This is a genomic window from Enterobacter sp. BIDMC 27 (genome assembly GCF_000534415.1).
Classification (GTDB): Bacteria; Pseudomonadota; Gammaproteobacteria; order Enterobacterales; family Enterobacteriaceae; genus Enterobacter; species Enterobacter hormaechei_C.
On record NZ_KI973178.1, the window covers coordinates 705314 to 722975 of the forward strand.

Genomic DNA, 17662 nt, shown 5'->3' on the forward strand with positions numbered 1-17662 from the left:
TCGCTTATTGAGCGTGGAGAATTGAAATGCGACATCCTTTAGTGATGGGTAACTGGAAACTGAACGGCAGCCGCCACATGGTAAACGAACTGGTTGCTAACCTGCGTAAAGAGCTGGCTGGCGTGACCGGCTGCGCGGTTGCTATCGCTCCGCCGGATATGTACCTGGATCTGGCTAAACGTGCCGCTGACGGCAGCCACATCATTCTGGGCGCGCAGAACGTTGACGTTAACCTGTCTGGCGCGTTCACCGGTGAAACCTCCGCTGAAATGCTGAAAGATATCGGCGCGAAATACATCATCATCGGCCACTCCGAGCGTCGCACCTATCACAAAGAATCCGATGAGTTCATCGCGAAGAAATTCGCTGTGCTGAAAGAGCAGGGTCTGATCCCGGTTCTGTGCATCGGTGAAACCGAAGCAGAAAACGAAGCAGGCAAAACCGAAGAAGTGTGCGCACGTCAGATCGACGCTGTGCTGAAAACCCAGGGCGCGGCAGCGTTCGAAGGCGCGGTTATCGCTTACGAGCCAGTCTGGGCGATCGGTACCGGCAAATCTGCAACTCCAGCGCAGGCACAGGCGGTGCACAAGTTCATTCGTGACCACATTGCAAAAGCAGACGCGAAAGTGGCTGAGCAGGTCATCATCCAGTACGGCGGTTCCGTTAACGCATCAAACGCAGCTGAGCTGTTCACCCAACCAGACATCGATGGCGCACTGGTTGGCGGCGCATCCCTGAAAGCAGACGCTTTCGCGGTGATCGTTAAAGCGGCAGAAGCGGCTAAGCAGGCGTAATTGCCTTTGTGGCGGGTGGCGCTTCGCTAACCCGCCCTACAAACGACCTAACACGCTAAACCACAAATAATCCAGCGGCAGCAGCACCAGATACGTCGCAATCGCCAGCGCCAGACAGAGCAGCATCCCCGCCTTCGCAGGCACTTTCCCTAAGCCCATCGCCACCACAATCGGCGACGCCTGATAAGGCAGCAGCGGCGTGGAATACCCCAGCACCTGAATCATGATCACCGACAGCAGCGGGAAGCCGGTCGCGTCGGAGAAGCTCTGCGCCAGCGTGGTGTACAGCGCAGGAACGCCGTTGGCGGTCATAATGAAGTTGAGCGCCGTGGTGATCCCCGTCAGCGCCAGGAAGCTGGTAAACGGGCGGTCTGCATCCAGCGGCATGATATGGAGCAACGCCTCGCCTACGGCCGCACCGATACCGGTCTGCGTCACCGTAATGGCCAGCCCGAGTATACCCGCGACGTAAATACAGGTGCGCATATTCACCCCCGCCGAGAACTCCTCCCCGGTGATAAAACCGATGCGCGGCAGCATAACGATGACCGAGGCCGCCAGCCCCGTCCACGCTGGCCCAACGCCATGCCAGCTCTCCGTCACCCACATCGTCAACACCACCGCCAGCAGCCAGGCGAGTCGTTTTTCGTCACGCCCCATCGGTTCCGATGGCGCGAGATCCTTCGCCGGTTTCGGGTTGCCGGGGAACAGCCAGCAGATCAGGCCAATCAGAATCAGGCCTTTGAGAATACCCAGCACCGGGGTGTGCAGCAGCAGATACGGGACATAGTTGAGGTGGATACCGTATGAGCCTTCCGCCGCGCCGCTCATCACCAGGTTTGGCACGTTGGCGGGCAAAATAGTGGCCGAGAGCTGGAAGGTGCCAAACCCGACCGCCAGCGCCAGGCCAAACCAGGCCCGCGAGCCATCAGGAATGCCGGCCCGCTTCGCCATCGCGGCGACAATCGGCATCAGCAGCGCAATACGTCCCATGTTCGACGGCATCACGAATGCCAGGGCATAGCTCAGCAGCACAACGCTCGCCACCATCAGCACCCAGGAGTCGGTAAGCTTTGCCGACAGCGCCCGGGCGGCCCTGTCCGCCAGGCCGGTTTTCCGAATCGCCACGCCCAGCACAAAGCCGCTGAACACCAGCCAGAAGGCAGACGAGGCGAAGCCGCCGAAGATCACTTCCGGCGGGGCGATTCTGGCGGTCATCGCCGCCGTGAAAAACAACAACGCGGTGATAAATTCCGGCAACAGCGACGTCGCCCACAGCACGATGGTGACGCCGACGATCAGCGAGGGAAGCAGCAGAGGATGCGTTAACCAGAGCGACATACCTGTCTCCTGTAGAATTTTTCAGCAAGTCTACGGCGACAGGCAGGGCGAGTAAACGCTATTTATGGTGGGGTCACTTCAGGATATCGCATTGATGATCCTGCAATTCCTCAGCCGACGCGCGGTTAAAGGTAAGCAGGTTACGCTCTGTCGCCAGCAATACAAACGAGCCGTCCGACTGCTGCGCCATCGCCAGCGCGAAGCGTCCCATATGATCGCGGGCTTCCGGCAGCTCTTCCGCCAGCATCATAAACGGGCTGCGCTGCACCAGTTCGTTCTCCGTCACCCGACGGGCAAGGTATTCATGCCCTTCCAGCCCGCCCGGAAGCGGTAACCACTGGGTGCTGATTTGCCCCTGCGACGCGTTCAGCTTCTCGCGCACGTCTGGGCGCAGACAGGAGATGTGGATATGAAAATGGTTTTGCGTGCGCCCGGTCGGGGAGTTGATGGTCAGCGAAACGGCGCTGTCAGGCACGTCGGCCCCCCGTTTCATACTCATAAAATGGCGAGACTGCCATGCCAGCCAGAAGAAATTCGGTGTCTGCGGCTCAGTCAGCAGCGGGCTTTCGGTGCCGTTGATACGGTACGTGGGCATCAGCAGGTATTGCAGCGGCCCGTTGCGGTCCTTGAACACCACGTAGCCCGCATCTGGCTTCACCTGCGCACACGGTGCCGGGTTACGGTTATGCAGCTGGTTGGGCACACACTGGTCGAGAACGATATGACGCAACGCATTCGGATTACCCGCTTTCATCCAGTACACGCCGCCTGCGGCAAGGGCGATAACGATCAGAATCAGTAAGATAATTTTTTTCACAACGCGTTCCCTGTTTTCAATAGAGGCAAAAGAGTAACGCAAAATGATGACCAAATAAAAAACCCGGCGGATTTCTCACACCGGGTTACCGTGTCGTTCTTTGTAAAACGCTTAGCGCTTGCTGATCTGGTCGAAGGTGCCGCCGTTAGAGAAGTGCTCTTTCTGCGCTTTGGTCCAGCCGCCAAACACATCATCAATAGTGAACAGCTTCAGTTTCGGGAAGGCGTTTTCGTATTTCTTCGCGACGGCCTCATCGCGTGGGCGGTAGAAGTTTTTCGCCGCAATTTCCTGCCCTTCAGGTGAGTAGAGGTACTTCAGATAGGCTTCCGCCACCGCTTTGGTGCCCTTCTTATCAACAACCTTATCGACGACGGAGACGGTCGGCTCAGCGAGGATGGATTCGCTCGGGGTGACGATCTCGAACTTGTCTTTACCCAGCTCGTTGGTCGCCAGCAGGGCTTCGTTTTCCCAGGCGATCAGCACGTCGCCAATGCCGCGTTCGACGAAGGTGTTGGTTGCACCGCGCGCGCCGGAGTCCAGCACTTCGACGTTTTTAAACAGTGCTTTGACGAAGCCCTGTGCTTTGGCCTGATCGCCGTTGTTGTGGTGCAGCGCGTAGCCCCAGGCTGCCAGATAGTTCCAGCGTGCGCCGCCGGAGCTTTTTGGGTTCGGGGTAATGACAGACACGCCTGGCTTAATCAGGTCGTTCCAGTCCTTAATCTGTTTCGGGTTGCCTTTACGCACCAGGAAGACAATGGTCGAGGTGTATGGCGCAGAGTTGTCCGGCAGACGCTTGATCCAGTTTTTGTCGATACGGCCACGCTCCGCGATCGCGTCCACGTCATAAGCCAGCGCCAGGGTCACCACGTCGGCTTCAATACCGTTGATCACCGATGTCGCCTGCTTACCGGAACCGCCGTGAGACTGGCGAACCACCACGTTATCGCCGGTTTCCTGTTTCCAGTGCGCCGCGAAAGCTTTGTTGTACTGGTCGTATAGTTCACGCGTCGGATCGTACGACACGTTCAGTAACTGAATGTCCTTTGCCAGAACGCTGGTCGATGCCAGCAATAATGTTAACCCCACGCCCCATTTATTCATCGCCCAGCTCTCTTGTGTAGTGTTTTGATGAATGCAGCGTGCCAGAAAGCTAACCGATGATTAAAGAATAAAAAAAGATTGGCTATAACGTGCAGGAATAAAAAAAGTGAATGAGCGGCCTGATGCCCTCACCCCAACCCTCTCCCACGGGAGAGGGAGCAACCATAAAAAACGGTAACCCAAGGGTTACCGTTTTGCATTTACCTTGCCGCCACCGGGCAACAGAGCCAATCAGTACAGTTTTTTCGCGCAGTCCAGCCAGTCACCTTTGAACGGACGCTTCATGTTTTCAATGGCATCGATGATGTCATGGTGAACCAGTTTCTCGTTCTGAATACCGACGCAGCGGCCGCCGTGGCCCTGAAGCAGTAGCTCGATCGCGTACGCGCCCATGCGGGACGCCAGGATACGGTCGTACGGGCCTGGGGAACCACCACGCTGAATGTGACCCAGAACGGTCGCGCGGGTTTCGCGTTTGGTTTCGGTTTCGATGTACTTCGCCAGCTCGTCAACGTCACAGATGTGCTCGGTGATAGCAACGATGGCGTGTTTCTTACCTTTCGCGATACCGGCTTTGATTTCAGCGACCAGATCTTCACGGCTGAATTCCACTTCCGGCACCACCACGAACTCACAGCCACCGGCAATTGCCGCCGCCAGAGTCAGGTCACCGCAGTAACGGCCCATCACTTCAACAATAGAAATACGCTGGTGTGAGGAAGAGGTGTCACGCAGGCGGTCAATCGCTTCCACAACGGTACCCAGCGCGGTGAAGTAACCGATGGTGTAGTCGGTGCCTTTGATGTCATTGTCGATGGTGCCAGGCAGGCCGATGCACGGGAAGCCCATTTCAGTCAGACGTTTTGCACCCATGTAGGAGCCGTCGCCGCCGATAACCACCAGCGCATCCAGACCCCGTTTTTTCATGTTTTCGATAGCCACTTCACGGATGTGTTCGTCACGGAATTCCGGGAAGCGTGCAGAACCGAGGAAAGTACCGCCACGGTTGATCATGTCAGACACGCTGTAGCGGTCGAGCTGAACCATGCGGTCTTCATACAGACCCAGGTAACCGTCATAGATACCAAAAACTTCCAGACCTTCCGTCAGCGCTGCACGGACAACCCCACGGATTGCCGCGTTCATGCCCGGCGCATCACCGCCGCTTGTCAACACACCGATTTTCTTAATCATGACTACCTCTGAACTTAGGAATGCAAAATTGAAATCTGCTGCCGGAAGAAACTGTTCAACCGTCGAATACTGCAAATAGTATATCAATCCCTTCCAGCTGAATTGATTCAGGTCAGGCCATATGGTGGTAATTTATCCACAAAATGCTGCTCTGGCTCACTTTTTTACAACGAATTACGAAAGCTCAAAACGCCCTGGGTACGACAGAGCACGGATCCTGATGAATAATGACGTCTGACCCAGGGAAACGCTGCAAAATCGCCTGCTCCACCTGTTCAGCGACCATATGCGCCTGAACCAGTGGCAGGTTGTCTTCCATTTCCAAATGAATCTGAATAAAGCGGGTCGGCCCTGACTGCCGCGTACGAAGATCGTGAGCACCACTGACGCCAGGCCAGTTGGTCACGATGGCATAAATTTCATCACGTTCTGCATCCGGAAGCGCACGGTCAAGAAGCGACTGTACCGCTTCATACCCCATCCGCAAGGCGCTGTATAAAATATAGATCCCTATCCCTAACGCAAACAACGCATCGGCCCGATGCCAGCCATACCAGGCCAGACCAAGCGCAATAAGAATAGCCCCATTCATCATAACATCAGACTGATAATGAAGCATATCGGCCCGTACAGCCTGGCTTTGTGTTTTGCGTACAACCCAGCGCTGGAACGTTACAAGAACAAGTGTGCTTATAAGTGCAACTACCGTTACGACCACGCCAACGCCCGGATCGTTCATCGGAGAAGGCGAAATAAGATGCTGAATACCGGTCAAAAACAGGAAAAGCGCAGAGCCCGAAATAAACATGCTTTGTGCCAGCGCGGCCAGCGATTCCGCTTTGCCGTGGCCAAACGTATGCTCTTCATCCGCCGGTTGCAGCGAGTAGCGCACCACCAGCAGGTTGGTCAGCGAGGCGGCAATATCCACCAGTGAATCCACCAGTGCCGCCAGAATACTGACCGACCCGGTGTACCACCACGCGAAAATTTTAATGATCAGCAAACACGACGCCATCACCGTCGCGGCTATTGCGGCCCGGCTTACCAGCCGTCCATAGGATTGATTCATAAACACTCCTGTCATGCCATGGCGCTAGTATAACGGATGGTGGTGGAGTGAAAGGATGAATAAAGCGTTAACAAACCTGAACAATGGGCAAAAAAAACCCCCACATCATGTGGGGGAAGACAGGGATGGTGTCTATGGCAAGGAAAACAGGGTTTACTGGTTACTACGGGTACTGCTATTGCTACTGAAAAGCGTCATATCTGAGCTTCGCTGCATCCGTGCAACCTCACGCAACTGATTCATACGTTGCTGATGTTTGGTATTCAAAACCGCTTGCTGGTCGGGCGTTAGCAGGTGGAACATCTGGTTGCGAACCTTCGCCATCTCTACCTGGCGGGCAACCTGTTCCTGCGCCATTTTTTCGGCCTGAGCGCGTACAGCGCTTTCGTCAAAATTTTCTGCGGTGACAAGGCGATGCATTGTCTCCATTTCGCTAACATTAACAGGGGGCTGGTCGTGTCTTGCCCTCTGCATCAGATCTCGCATCTGTTGACGCTGATGTTCGGTTAAACTTATGCCGTCAAACATATGGCTTTGGCTGCTGTGCTGCGTTGCGCCCTCTGCTGAGGAACCGTTATCGCTGATGATAGCTACAGCAGCCTGGCTAAACGCACTGAAGGCCAGCGTTGAGGCCATGACGGCAGCGGTAACTTTGCGCATCACTTGCTCCCAAAATCTTTCGTGTCGCGATTCAACGAGAGACAGTCTACGATTCAGGCTGCAAACATGCGTCAGGGGGTGTAAAACAACGTAAAGTCATGGATTAGATAGCCTTGATGTCGTAATTTCTGCCTCGGAGGTATTTAAACAATGAATAAAATCCTGTTAGTTGATGATGACCGAGAGCTCACATCTCTTTTAAAGGAGTTGCTCGACATGGAAGGTTTCAACGTCCTGGTTGCCCATGATGGCGAGCAGGCGCTGAGTCTCCTTGACGACAGCATCGATTTACTTTTGCTCGACGTCATGATGCCGAAGAAAAACGGTATTGATACGTTGAAAGAGCTTCGCCAGACACACCAGACCCCCGTCATTATGCTGACCGCACGCGGCAGCGAGCTTGACCGCGTACTCGGCCTTGAGCTGGGTGCGGATGACTATTTACCTAAGCCGTTCAACGACCGTGAACTGGTGGCCCGTATTCGCGCGATCCTGCGCCGCTCTCACTGGAGCGAGCAGCAGCAGAATACCGACAACAGCTCACCTACGCTGGAAGTGGACTCCCTGAGCCTGAACCCGGGCCGCCAGGAAGCGAGCTTCGACGGTGAAACGCTGGAGCTAACCGGCACCGAGTTCACCCTGCTGTATCTGCTGGCGCAGCATCTCGGCCAGGTGGTGTCGCGTGAACACTTAAGCCAGGAAGTGCTCGGCAAACGCCTCACCCCGTTTGACCGCGCCATCGACATGCACATCTCTAACCTGCGCCGTAAGCTGCCGGAGCGTAAAGACGGTCACCCATGGTTTAAAACCCTGCGTGGTCGCGGTTATCTGATGGTTTCCGCTTCATGATAGGCAGCTTAACCGCCCGCATCTTCGCCATCTTCTGGCTGACGCTGGCACTGGTTTTAATGCTCGTTTTGATGTTGCCAAAACTCGACTCACGCCAGATGACGGAGCTGCTCGACAGCGAGCAACGTCAGGGCGTGATGATCGAGCAGCACGTGGAAGCGGAGCTGGCAAACGATCCGCCGAACGATTTAATGTGGTGGCGCAGGCTGTTTCGCGCTATCGACAAGTGGGCGCCCCCCGGACAACGTCTTTTACTGGTCACCAGTGAAGGCCGCGTGATTGGGGCCGATCGCAATGAAATGCAGATTATCCGCAACTTTATTGGCCAGGCGGATAATGCCGATCACCCACAGAAAAAGAAATATGGTCGGGTAGAGATGGTCGGTCCTTTCTCGGTGCGGGATGGGGAAGACAATTACCAGCTCTATCTGATTCGCCCTGCGAGCAGTTCCCAGTCCGACTTTATCAACCTGCTGTTTGACCGTCCGCTTTTGCTGTTGATTGTCACGATGCTGGTCAGTTCCCCGCTGCTGTTATGGCTGGCGTGGAGCCTGGCGAAACCGGCGCGTAAGCTGAAAAATGCGGCGGACGAAGTGGCGCAGGGCAACCTGAGGCAGCATCCGGAGCTGGAATCCGGGCCGCAGGAGTTCCTGGCCGCCGGAACCAGTTTTAACCAGATGGTCTCTGCTCTTGACCGCATGATGACCGCGCAGCAACGCCTGCTGTCGGATATCTCCCACGAGCTGCGGACGCCGCTCACGCGCTTACAGCTGGGTACCGCCCTGCTGCGCCGCCGCAGCGGCGAGAGCAAAGAGCTGGAGCGTATTGAGACGGAAGCGCATCGCCTGGACAGCATGATCAACGATCTGCTGGTGATGTCGCGCAATCAGCAGAAAAACGCGCTGGTGAGCGAAACGGTGAAAGCCAATCACCTCTGGCATGAGGTGCTGGACAACGCGGCGTTCGAAGCGGAGCAGATGGGCAAATCGTTCACCGTCAACTTCCCGCCGGGCCCGTGGCCGCTCTACGGTAACCCCAACACGCTGGAAAGCGCGCTGGAGAATATCGTGCGTAACGCCCTGCGCTATTCGCACACGAAGATTGAAGTGGCGTTTTCGGTGGATAAAGACGGGATTACCGTCATTGTCGATGACGATGGTCCTGGCGTCAGCCCGGAAGATCGCGAGCAGATTTTCCGTCCGTTCTACCGCACCGACGAGGCGCGCGACCGTGAATCTGGTGGTACGGGGCTAGGTCTGGCGATTGTTGAAACCGCCATGCAACAGCACCGTGGCTGGGTGAAAGCCGATGACAGCCCGCTGGGCGGGCTGAGGTTAACGCTATGGCTGCCGCTGTATAAGCGTTCGTAACCGTATGTGCCGGGTGGCGGCTTCGCCTTACCCGGCCTACTTTCTACGGAACCTCTTTCCCCCACAATCTCCGCGAACTGCTCTCGATCTTGCCGCTTAACCGCCGCTTCTGCATCGTTCTGGTCCAGCTGGTGGATAATCCCGCCGCTGACAGCAGGCGGTGATACTGCTCGTCATCAAACGGCATATGCCAGGCAATTGCGCAGGCCTCGTATACCGACACCTCACTCAAGCGCGAAGCCAGCTCAAGCGGCGCATCCGCCGAAACCTGTCCCGCCTGCACAACGCGATACAGCCAGCCGGTTTTACCCGCGTTTTGCAGCTGGGCCGACATATCCTGAATGCCGAAATGGTAATTAAGCTTAAAGCACGGTGAGCGCGGCTGGGTGACCTGAATCAAAGCATCGCCCCAGCGGTAAATATCGCCGATAAAGACGTTCTTCTCCGTCAGCCCCTCCGTTGAGAGATTTTCGCCAAACGCGGGGGCAACGAAGAGGTCCGCCTGTTCAGGAAATTCGGCTTTCCAGTGCTGATAGTGCTCGCGCGGATAGTGGCACAGCGCGCGATCGGGCCCGCCGTGGATTTTCTTTTCAGCCTGCTGGTCACCCGCAAGCCCGAGATCGGTCAACGTCAGCTCACCGTCGACCTGCACTTTGGCGATGGCGCTCGGGCGGCTGCCTTCGTACTCCCTTACCTTGCCTGTAAACACATTCACCGGGTAATGCATCTCCACTCCTTCAGATACAAAAAAAGCGAGTCATCAGACTCGCTTCTCACAGGCGTCAATGCAACCTTATTTTTTAGCGGCGAAACGCGCTGCTGCTTCGTCCCAGTTCACTACATCCCAGAAGGCTTTGATGTAGTCAGGGCGACGGTTCTGGAACTTCAGGTAGTAAGCGTGTTCCCACACGTCCAGACCCAGAATTGGGAAGCCGGATGCGCCAGAGATAGCTTCACCCATCAGCGGGGAGTCCTGGTTAGCGGTAGAAACGACCGCCAGTTTGTCACCTTTCAGGACCAGCCACGCCCAGCCAGAGCCGAAACGGGTTGCAGCGGCTTTTTCGAATTCCGCTTTGAAGTTGTCAACGGAACCGAAGTCACGCTCGATAGCCGCTTTCAGGTCGCCCTGAAGGGTGGTGCCGGTTTTCAGGCCTTTCCAGAACAGGCTGTGGTTAGCGTGACCGCCCGCGTTGTTGCGCAGCACGGTTTTCTTGTCTGCCGGCAGCTGGTCCAGTTTGGTGATCAGCTCTTCAACAGGCAGATTAGCGAACTCTGGCAGGCTTTCCAGCGCAGCATTCGCGTTGTTCACATAGGTCTGGTGGTGTTTAGTGTGATGGATTTCCATCGTCTGCTTGTCGAAATGCGGTTCCAGTGCGTCGTAGGCATACGGCAGGGATGGCAGTGTATAACTCATAATCCTCTCCATTATTGTCGGGCGGCACAGCTGTTAATGCCGCGTAAGCAGTTGGTTCATTATAGTTAATTAAATGATATTGAAAATGATTATCAATGCCGTAGTTTTTATAAGGTTATTAGATTTTTGATAAATGACAAAATTGTGAGTCTGCTCACGTGCTTAACGTGCTGATTGCCATCCTGAACAAAAGTGCGGCAACCTTCTGAAGGTTCCCAAACCGCCTCATTTTTACACTCATCAAGTCGGCGGGAAGCCTCCGGCTATAAAAACGATGAGGATGTAAAAATGAATCATGCGATTACGATGGGTATTTTCTGGCATTTGATAGGCGCGGCCAGTGCAGCCTGTTTCTATGCCCCGTTTAAAAAGGTGAAAGGCTGGTCATGGGAAACCATGTGGTCCGTTGGCGGCACCGTGTCCTGGCTGATTTTGCCGTGGACAATCAGCGCCATGCTGCTGCCCGATTTCTGGGGCTACTTCTCCTCCTTCAACGCCTCCACCCTGCTGCCGGTATTCCTGTTCGGCGCGATGTGGGGCATCGGTAATATCAACTACGGCCTCACCATGCGCTACCTAGGCATGTCGATGGGGATTGGCATCGCGATTGGCATTACGCTGATTGTTGGCACCCTGATGACGCCAATCCTCAACGGCCACTTCGACGTGCTGATCAACACTCAGGGCGGGCGAATGACGCTGCTGGGCGTGCTGGTGGCGGTGATCGGCGTGGGCATCGTCACCCGCGCAGGCCAGCTGAAAGAACGCAAGATGGGCATCAAAGCCGAAGAGTTCAACCTGAAGAAAGGGCTGCTGCTGGCGGTGATGTGCGGCGTCTTCTCGGCGGGCATGTCGTTCGCCATGAACGCCGCCAAACCGATGCACGACGCCGCTGCGGCGCTGGGCGTCGATCCGCTGTACGCTGCCCTGCCAAGCTACGTGGTGATCATGGGCGGCGGCGCGCTGGTAAACCTCGGCTTCTGCTTCATTCGTCTGGCAAAGGTGAAGAACCTGTCGGTAAAAGCCGACTTCTCGCTGGCAAAACCGCTGATCGTCACCAACGTCCTGCTCTCCGCCCTCGGCGGTCTGATGTGGTATCTGCAATTCTTCTTCTACGCCTGGGGTCACGCCAGTATTCCGGCGCAGTATGACTACATGAGCTGGATGCTGCACATGAGCTTCTACGTGCTGTGCGGCGGGCTTGTTGGGCTGGTGCTGAAAGAGTGGAACAACGCCGGGCGTCGTCCGGTTGGCGTGCTGAGCCTGGGCTGTGTGGTGATTATCATTGCGGCCAATATCGTCGGCCTCGGCATGGCGAACTGATTACGCTGCCTTTCGACTGCGATGACGCCACTGAACCGGCGTCATCCCCACCTCACGGTTAAACACCACCGAAAAGTAGTTACTGTCCTCAAAGCCGCAGCGCATCGCCACTTCACTCACCATCAGCTCCGTATGCTGTAACAGGTACTGGGCGTGGCAGATGCGCAGCTGGCGCAGATAGTGGTTGACCGTCATCCCCGTCTGGGTGCGGAACTGCTGGCGCAGCGCGCGCTCGCTGCACTGCTCCTGCTCGCAGAATTTTTCCAGCACGAAACTCTTGTTCAGACTGCCCGCAAGCCGGGTGATGAGCTTATCCAGCAGCGCTTCCTGTGTGGTAGCAGAGGGATTATCCGTAGCGTAACGATGCCGCTTCAGGGTCATCACCAGCTGGGCAAAAAGCAGCTCCGACATCTGGTTTGCCACCGGATCGCTCTTCTGGCTCTCCTGCTCCAGCTGGGAAATCGTCTGGCGCACCTGAGCCATGCCGTTGCTGCTTAAGCGCCAGTGCGGTTCGCCTCTGGCATCATGAAAACCGGGGATATTGCCCGCCCAGTCGACATTCAGTTTAAGTCTGTCGGGGCAGTAGATGACGTTCTGCAACACCAGATCGTTAACCGAGGCGTAGGAGTGTTTGTCTTCAGCGCGGATGTAGAACAGGTCTCCGCGCGTGATGCGGTAGGGGCGGTCGTTGAGGACGTGCAGGCCGTTGCCTCGCCATACCAGCACCAGCTCGCAAAACTCGTGGGTGTGCTCGGCAAAGACGTTTTGCGGGTAGCGGTCGGCCACCGCGACGGCCTGACTCGCGGAGGCAAAAAAATCATCTTTGCGAAGAATGAGCTGAGCAGCCACACCACAACCTCTACGGCGAATAACCGGACATTATTAGCCTTTTTGCAGCAAAAAAACGGTGACTGCCCTCGCGTTACTGAAGCAACGCGTCTTTCCCCTGACGAATATCGCGCGGCGACCAGTTAAACTCCCGGCGAAAAAGCGTCGAAAAGTGGTTACTGTCGCCGAATCCGCAGCGATAGGCGATATCGGTGACGCTTTCGTCGGTATGACGTAAAAGGTGCCGCGCTTTGATCAGGCGCAGACGGTTGAGGTAGCGCTGCGGCGTCAGCCCGGTATGCTGCTTGAGCTGACGATGCAGCGTGCGCAGCGAGAGCGAAAAGTCATCCGCCAGCGTTTCCCAGCAGACATCTTCGGCAAAATGATCTTCCAGCCAGGCCATCAGCTGATTCAGGCGCGCGTCGTTATTTTCCAGCCCTTCCACCAGGCTGCTGCGCCGCAGCAGCACCAGCAGCTGCATAAACAGCAGCTCGCGGGTAGCAATGGCGTGCGTCTCCTGTCCATCCTCGCTCTGCTCCATCTGGCTCACCAGCTGACGCACCTGCTGCAACGTGGACTGATTCACCCGCCAGTGCGAGGGGTAGTGACCGTCCTTCTCCTGCGGCAACAGCTGATTCAGCCCGGAGAGAAACTGGAACGCATCCGGAGAACGATAGAGCACATTGGTCAGGCAAAGGTTGTCGGTATGTTCATACAGGTGCCTGTCGTGATCGCGCACGAAGCACACCGTACCGCCGCTGATGGTATACGGCTGACCGTTAAACACGTGGATGCCCGTTCCGTGCTCAACAATCACAATTTCATGAAAATCATGATGATGCTCCGGGAACGCAGCCTGAGGCAGCCGTGGCTCAATCGCGACCGGCGAAGCCCCCGAAGGAAAAAAATCGACGCTGTGCAGTACGGTCATAACGGCCCCCACCAATGAGAAAAGTTCTCAAAATAGTAATTAAGGCCTTCCACGCTCACCTTAAATTTTTGACAGCAAACCGCGCAAAAGCTGTCGGTTTTTCAAGAAACAGGCGGAAAAATCAGGAAATGCGGTCAGCGTCACACTGCCTGCAAACCCCGCCATTACTGGAAACTGTGAACTCCCTCACGTTCATCTTTGCTTTCTTGCCAGCGCGAGATTTGGGCTGTCAGTGGCGAGAAGGTGGCTATTTCTTCCCTTTCTTACACTCCTCGCTAATGACTTAAGAAAGGACCCGACCATGACTTTTCGCCATTGTGTGGCTGTCGATTTAGGCGCATCCAGCGGCCGTGTAATGCTCGCCACCTGGGACTGCGACCTGCACACCCTTACGCTTCGCGAAATGCACCGTTTCGCCAATTGTCTGCAAAAACAGGACGGTTTTGTTACCTGGGATATCGACGCCCTGGAAGCAGAGATCCGCACCGGACTTCACAACGTCTGCGAAGACGGTATTCGCATCGACAGTATCGGCATTGATACCTGGGGTGTGGATTACGTACTGCTGGACAGTCACGGCGAACGCGTCGGCCTGCCCGTCTCCTACCGCGACAGCCGCACCGATGGGCTAATGGCGCACGCCATCGCCCAGCTTGGCAAGGAGAACATCTATGGTCGCAGCGGCATTCAGTTTCTGCCGTTTAACACGCTGTATCAGCTGCGCGCGCTGGTTGAGCAACAGCCAGAGCTGGTCGAAAAGGTGGCGCATGCGCTGCTGATCCCGGACTACTTAAGCTACCGTCTGACAGGCAACATGAACTGGGAATACACCAACGCCACCACCACGCAGCTGGTTAACATCAACACCGATAACTGGGATGAACATCTGCTGGCCTGGACGGGCGCCTCGCCGTCCTGGTTCGGCGCGCCAACCCATCCGGGCAATGTGATCGGCCACTGGCTTTGCCCGCAGGGGAATGAGATCCCTGTTGTCGCCGTTGCCAGTCACGACACCGCCAGCGCGGTCATTGCCTCGCCGCTCGCCGGCAAAGATGCGGCGTACCTCTCTTCCGGCACCTGGTCGCTGATGGGCTTTGAGAGCAAAACACCCTACACCAGCGATGCCGCACTGGCGGCGAACATCACTAACGAAGGTGGCGCCGAAGGGCGCTACCGGGTGCTGAAGAACATCATGGGCCTGTGGCTTCTCCAGCGGGTGCTGAAAGAGCAGAACATCAACGACCTGCCCGCGCTTATCGCGGAAACCGAAACGCTGAAGGCCTGCACCTTCCTGATTAACCCGAACGACGACCGCTTTATCAATCCGGCGCACATGAGCGCTGAAATCCAGGCCGCCTGTTTTGAAGCGGGGCAGCCGGTACCTTCCCGCCCCGCCGAGCTGGCGCGCTGCATTTTTGACAGTCTCGCCCTGCTCTATGCCGACATCCTGAGCGAGCTGGCTGACCTTCGCGGCAAACCGTTCACGCAGCTGCATATCGTGGGCGGCGGCTGCCAGAACCAGCTGCTGAACCAGCTCTGCGCGGATGCCTGCGGCATTACCGTGGTGGCAGGTCCGATTGAAGCCTCCACGCTCGGCAATATCGGCATTCAGCTGATGACCCTGGACGAACTTTCAAACGTCGACGATTTCCGTTCGGTGGTGACGGCGAATAACAGCCTGACCACCTTCACCCCCCATCCCTGCCATGAAATTGCCCGCTACCGGGCGCAGTTTCAGCAAAAACGACTGACTAAGGAGCTTTGCGCATGACCACTCAACTTGAACAAGCCTGGGACCTGGCTAAACAGCGTTTCGCCGCCGTCGGCGTGGATGTCGAAGAGGCGCTGCGCCAGCTCGACCGTCTGCCCGTCTCCATGCACTGCTGGCAGGGTGATGACGTTGCTGGCTTCGAGAACCCGGGCGGTTCCCTGACGGGGGGGATTCAGGCCACGGGTAACTATCCGGGCAAAGCGCGCAACGCCACCGAACTGCGTGCGGATCTGGAGCTGGCGCTGAGCCTGATCCCCGGGCCAAAGCGCCTGAATCTGCACGCCATTTATCTCGAATCCGACGAGCCGGTGGCGCGTAATGAAATCAAACCGGAGCACTTTACGAACTGGGTGGCGTGGGCGAAAGCCAACAAGCTGGGCCTGGACTTTAACCCCTCCTGCTTCTCGCACCCGCTGAGCGCGGACGGCTTTACCCTTGCGCACGCCAACGACGAAATCCGCCAGTTCTGGATCGACCATGTCAAAGCCAGCCGCCGCGTTTCTGCGTATTTCGGCGAGCAGCTTGGCACACCGTCGGTGATGAACATCTGGATCCCGGACGGCATGAAGGATATCACCGTAGACCGACTGGCCCCGCGCCAGCGCCTGCTGGCCGCGCTGGATGAAGCCATCAGCGAGAAGCTGGACCCGGCGCACCACATCGACGCCGTCGAGAGCAAGCTGTTCGGCATTGGCGCAGAGAGCTACACCGTGGGCTCAAACGAGTTCTACATGGGTTATGCCACCAGCCGCCAGACCGCGCTGTGCCTGGATGCCGGCCACTTCCACCCAACCGAGGTGATCTCCGACAAGATCTCCGCCGCCATGCTCTTCGTGCCGCGCCTGCTGCTGCACGTCAGCCGTCCGGTGCGCTGGGACAGCGACCACGTGGTGCTGCTGGATGACGAAACCCAGGCGATTGCCAGCGAAATCATCCGCCACGACCTCTTCGACCGCGTACACATTGGCCTCGACTTCTTCGACGCCTCCATCAACCGCATCGCGGCGTGGGTTATCGGCACCCGCAACATGAAGAAAGCCCTGCTGCGCGCGCTGCTGGAGCCTGTCGCCGCCCTGAAACAGCTGGAAGAAAACGGCGACTACACCGCGCGCCTGGCGCTGCTGGAAGAGCAGAAATCCCTGCCGTGGCAGGCGGTGTGGGAGATGTACTGCCAGCTTCACGATGCGCCTGCGGGCAGCCAGTGGCTGGACAACGTGCGGGCATATGAGAAAGACGTTCTTGCCGCTCGTCAGTAAAAAACATTGCCCGGCGGCGCGTTGCTTGCCGGGCCTACAGGTAAAAGTAGGCCGGGTAAGCGCAGCGCCACCCGGCATTTTCAAAGGAAACACAGTATGCAGACCATCACCACCTCCTGGTTCGTCCAGGGCATGATCAAAGCCACCTCCGACGCCTGGCTGAAGGGCTGGGACGAGCGCAACGGCGGCAACCTGACGCTACGCCTGGACGACGCGGATATCGAGCCATTTGCCGCCGATTTCCACCAGAAGCCGCGCTATATCGCCCTGAGCCAGCCGATGCCGCTGCTCGCCAACACGCCGTTTATCGTCACCGGTTCCGGGAAGTTCTTCCGCAACGTTCAGCTCGACCCGCAGGCCAACCTCGGCGTAGTGAAAGTGGATAGCGACGGCGCGGGCTACCACATTCTGTGGGGGCTGACGGATGAGGCGGTGCCAACCTCTGAGCTGCCGGCGCACTTCCTCTCCCACTGCGAGCGCATCAAGGCGACCAATGGCAAGGACCGCGTGATCATGCACTGCCACGCCACCAACCTGATCGCCCTGACCTACGTGCTGGAAAATAATTCTGATTTCTTCACCCGCAAACTGTGGGAAGGCAGCACCGAGTGTCTGGTGGTGTTCCCGGACGGCATCGGCATTCTGCCGTGGATGGTGCCGGGCACCGACGAAATCGGCCAGGCAACCGCGACGGACATGCAGAAACATTCACTGGTGCTGTGGCCGTTCCACGGCGTCTTCGGCAGCGGCCCGACGCTGGATGAAACCTTCGGCCTGATCGACACCGCCGAGAAATCCGCGGAAGTGCTGGTAAAGGTCTATTCCATGGGCGGCATGAAGCAGACCATCACCCGGGAAGAACTGATCGCCCTGGGTAAACGCTTTGGCGTCACCCCCATGCAGTCGGCGTTAGATTTGTACCAATAACAACATCGCGCCCCGCT

The 17662-nt window shown here is 57.0% G+C and carries 17 protein-coding genes; 7 read left to right on the top strand and 10 right to left on the bottom strand.

Annotated elements, in window-relative coordinates; genetic code table 11:
- The first annotated feature begins 26 nt into the window (after positions 1-26).
- Positions 27-794: a triose-phosphate isomerase gene (tpiA, locus tag L463_RS19130; RefSeq protein WP_003862019.1), complete on the top strand. Its 768-nt coding sequence runs from the start codon at positions 27-29 to the stop codon at positions 792-794.
- A gap of 36 nt (positions 795-830) precedes the next feature.
- Here the strand turns inward: tpiA and L463_RS19125 are convergent, their stop codons facing one another.
- The 6 genes from L463_RS19125 to cpxP all read right to left on the bottom strand — a co-directional run bounded on the left by L463_RS19125 (position 831) and on the right by cpxP (position 6976).
- The gene (locus L463_RS19125; RefSeq protein ID WP_032103451.1) at positions 831-2135 is read right to left on the bottom strand and encodes an SLC13 family permease; all 1305 of its coding nucleotides are present in this window, start codon (positions 2133-2135) and stop codon (positions 831-833) included.
- Positions 2136-2208: 73 nt separating this feature from the next.
- On the bottom strand, positions 2209-2952 hold the full coding sequence (locus L463_RS19120) for a CDP-diacylglycerol diphosphatase (protein ID WP_003862014.1): 744 nt from the start codon (positions 2950-2952) through the stop codon (positions 2209-2211).
- Between the two features lie 111 nt (positions 2953-3063).
- The gene (locus L463_RS19115; RefSeq protein WP_032103450.1) at positions 3064-4053 is read right to left on the bottom strand and encodes a sulfate ABC transporter substrate-binding protein; all 990 of its coding nucleotides are present in this window, start codon (positions 4051-4053) and stop codon (positions 3064-3066) included.
- 231 nt (positions 4054-4284) lie between these two features.
- Positions 4285-5247: a 6-phosphofructokinase gene (pfkA, locus tag L463_RS19110; RefSeq protein ID WP_003862009.1), complete on the bottom strand. Its 963-nt coding sequence runs from the start codon at positions 5245-5247 to the stop codon at positions 4285-4287.
- Positions 5248-5431: 184 nt separating this feature from the next.
- Positions 5432-6316, bottom strand: a complete 885-nt coding sequence (fieF, locus tag L463_RS19105) for a CDF family cation-efflux transporter FieF (protein ID WP_017382698.1) — start codon at positions 6314-6316, stop codon at positions 5432-5434.
- Positions 6317-6469: 153 nt separating this feature from the next.
- On the bottom strand, positions 6470-6976 hold the full coding sequence (gene cpxP, locus L463_RS19100; RefSeq protein WP_032103449.1) for a cell-envelope stress modulator CpxP: 507 nt from the start codon (positions 6974-6976) through the stop codon (positions 6470-6472).
- Between the two features lie 150 nt (positions 6977-7126).
- On the opposite strand from cpxP, the gene cpxR reads away from it, so the two are divergent.
- Both cpxR and cpxA read left to right on the top strand, forming a co-directional pair.
- Positions 7127-7825 carry an envelope stress response regulator transcription factor CpxR gene (gene cpxR / locus L463_RS19095; RefSeq protein ID WP_003862004.1) on the top strand — a complete coding sequence of 233 codons (699 nt, stop codon included), beginning with the start codon at positions 7127-7129 and terminating at the stop codon, positions 7823-7825.
- The gene (gene cpxA / locus L463_RS19090) at positions 7822-9195 is read left to right on the top strand and encodes an envelope stress sensor histidine kinase CpxA (RefSeq protein WP_015569937.1); all 1374 of its coding nucleotides are present in this window, start codon (positions 7822-7824) and stop codon (positions 9193-9195) included. Before cpxR ends, cpxA begins: the two co-directional genes overlap by 4 nt.
- A gap of 43 nt (positions 9196-9238) precedes the next feature.
- Here cpxA and yiiM read toward each other — a convergent pair whose 3' ends face one another.
- Positions 9239-9922: a 6-hydroxyaminopurine reductase gene (gene yiiM / locus L463_RS19085; RefSeq protein WP_017382697.1), complete on the bottom strand. Its 684-nt coding sequence runs from the start codon at positions 9920-9922 to the stop codon at positions 9239-9241.
- 66 nt (positions 9923-9988) lie between these two features.
- A complete protein-coding gene (gene sodA, locus L463_RS19080) occupies positions 9989-10609 on the bottom strand; it encodes a superoxide dismutase [Mn] (protein ID WP_003861999.1) in 621 nt (206 codons plus the stop codon).
- A 288-nt stretch (positions 10610-10897) separates the two neighbouring features.
- On the opposite strand from sodA, the gene rhaT reads away from it, so the two are divergent.
- The gene (gene rhaT, locus L463_RS19075) at positions 10898-11932 is read left to right on the top strand and encodes an L-rhamnose/proton symporter RhaT (RefSeq protein ID WP_017694058.1); all 1035 of its coding nucleotides are present in this window, start codon (positions 10898-10900) and stop codon (positions 11930-11932) included.
- Here the strand turns inward: rhaT and rhaR are convergent, their stop codons facing one another.
- Together rhaR and rhaS are read right to left on the bottom strand one after the other, a co-directional pair.
- Positions 11933-12781 (bottom strand): HTH-type transcriptional activator RhaR, encoded by an 849-nt coding sequence (gene rhaR, locus L463_RS19070; RefSeq protein WP_017382695.1) that lies wholly within the window; start codon positions 12779-12781, stop codon positions 11933-11935.
- A gap of 73 nt (positions 12782-12854) precedes the next feature.
- A complete protein-coding gene (gene rhaS, locus L463_RS19065) occupies positions 12855-13691 on the bottom strand; it encodes an HTH-type transcriptional activator RhaS (protein ID WP_015569934.1) in 837 nt (278 codons plus the stop codon).
- Between the two features lie 301 nt (positions 13692-13992).
- Here rhaS and rhaB point away from each other — a divergent pair, with 301 nt between their 5' ends.
- From rhaB to rhaD, 3 genes are all read left to right on the top strand, one after another.
- Complete coding sequence (rhaB, locus tag L463_RS19060) at positions 13993-15462, top strand: rhamnulokinase (protein WP_017694057.1); 1470 nt, start codon at positions 13993-13995, stop codon at positions 15460-15462.
- Positions 15459-16718 carry an L-rhamnose isomerase gene (gene rhaA, locus L463_RS19055; RefSeq protein WP_032103447.1) on the top strand — a complete coding sequence of 420 codons (1260 nt, stop codon included), beginning with the start codon at positions 15459-15461 and terminating at the stop codon, positions 16716-16718. Before rhaB ends, rhaA begins: the two co-directional genes overlap by 4 nt.
- A gap of 96 nt (positions 16719-16814) precedes the next feature.
- The gene (rhaD, locus tag L463_RS19050; protein WP_032103446.1) at positions 16815-17645 is read left to right on the top strand and encodes a rhamnulose-1-phosphate aldolase; all 831 of its coding nucleotides are present in this window, start codon (positions 16815-16817) and stop codon (positions 17643-17645) included.
- Positions 17646-17662: the final 17 nt, after the last annotated feature.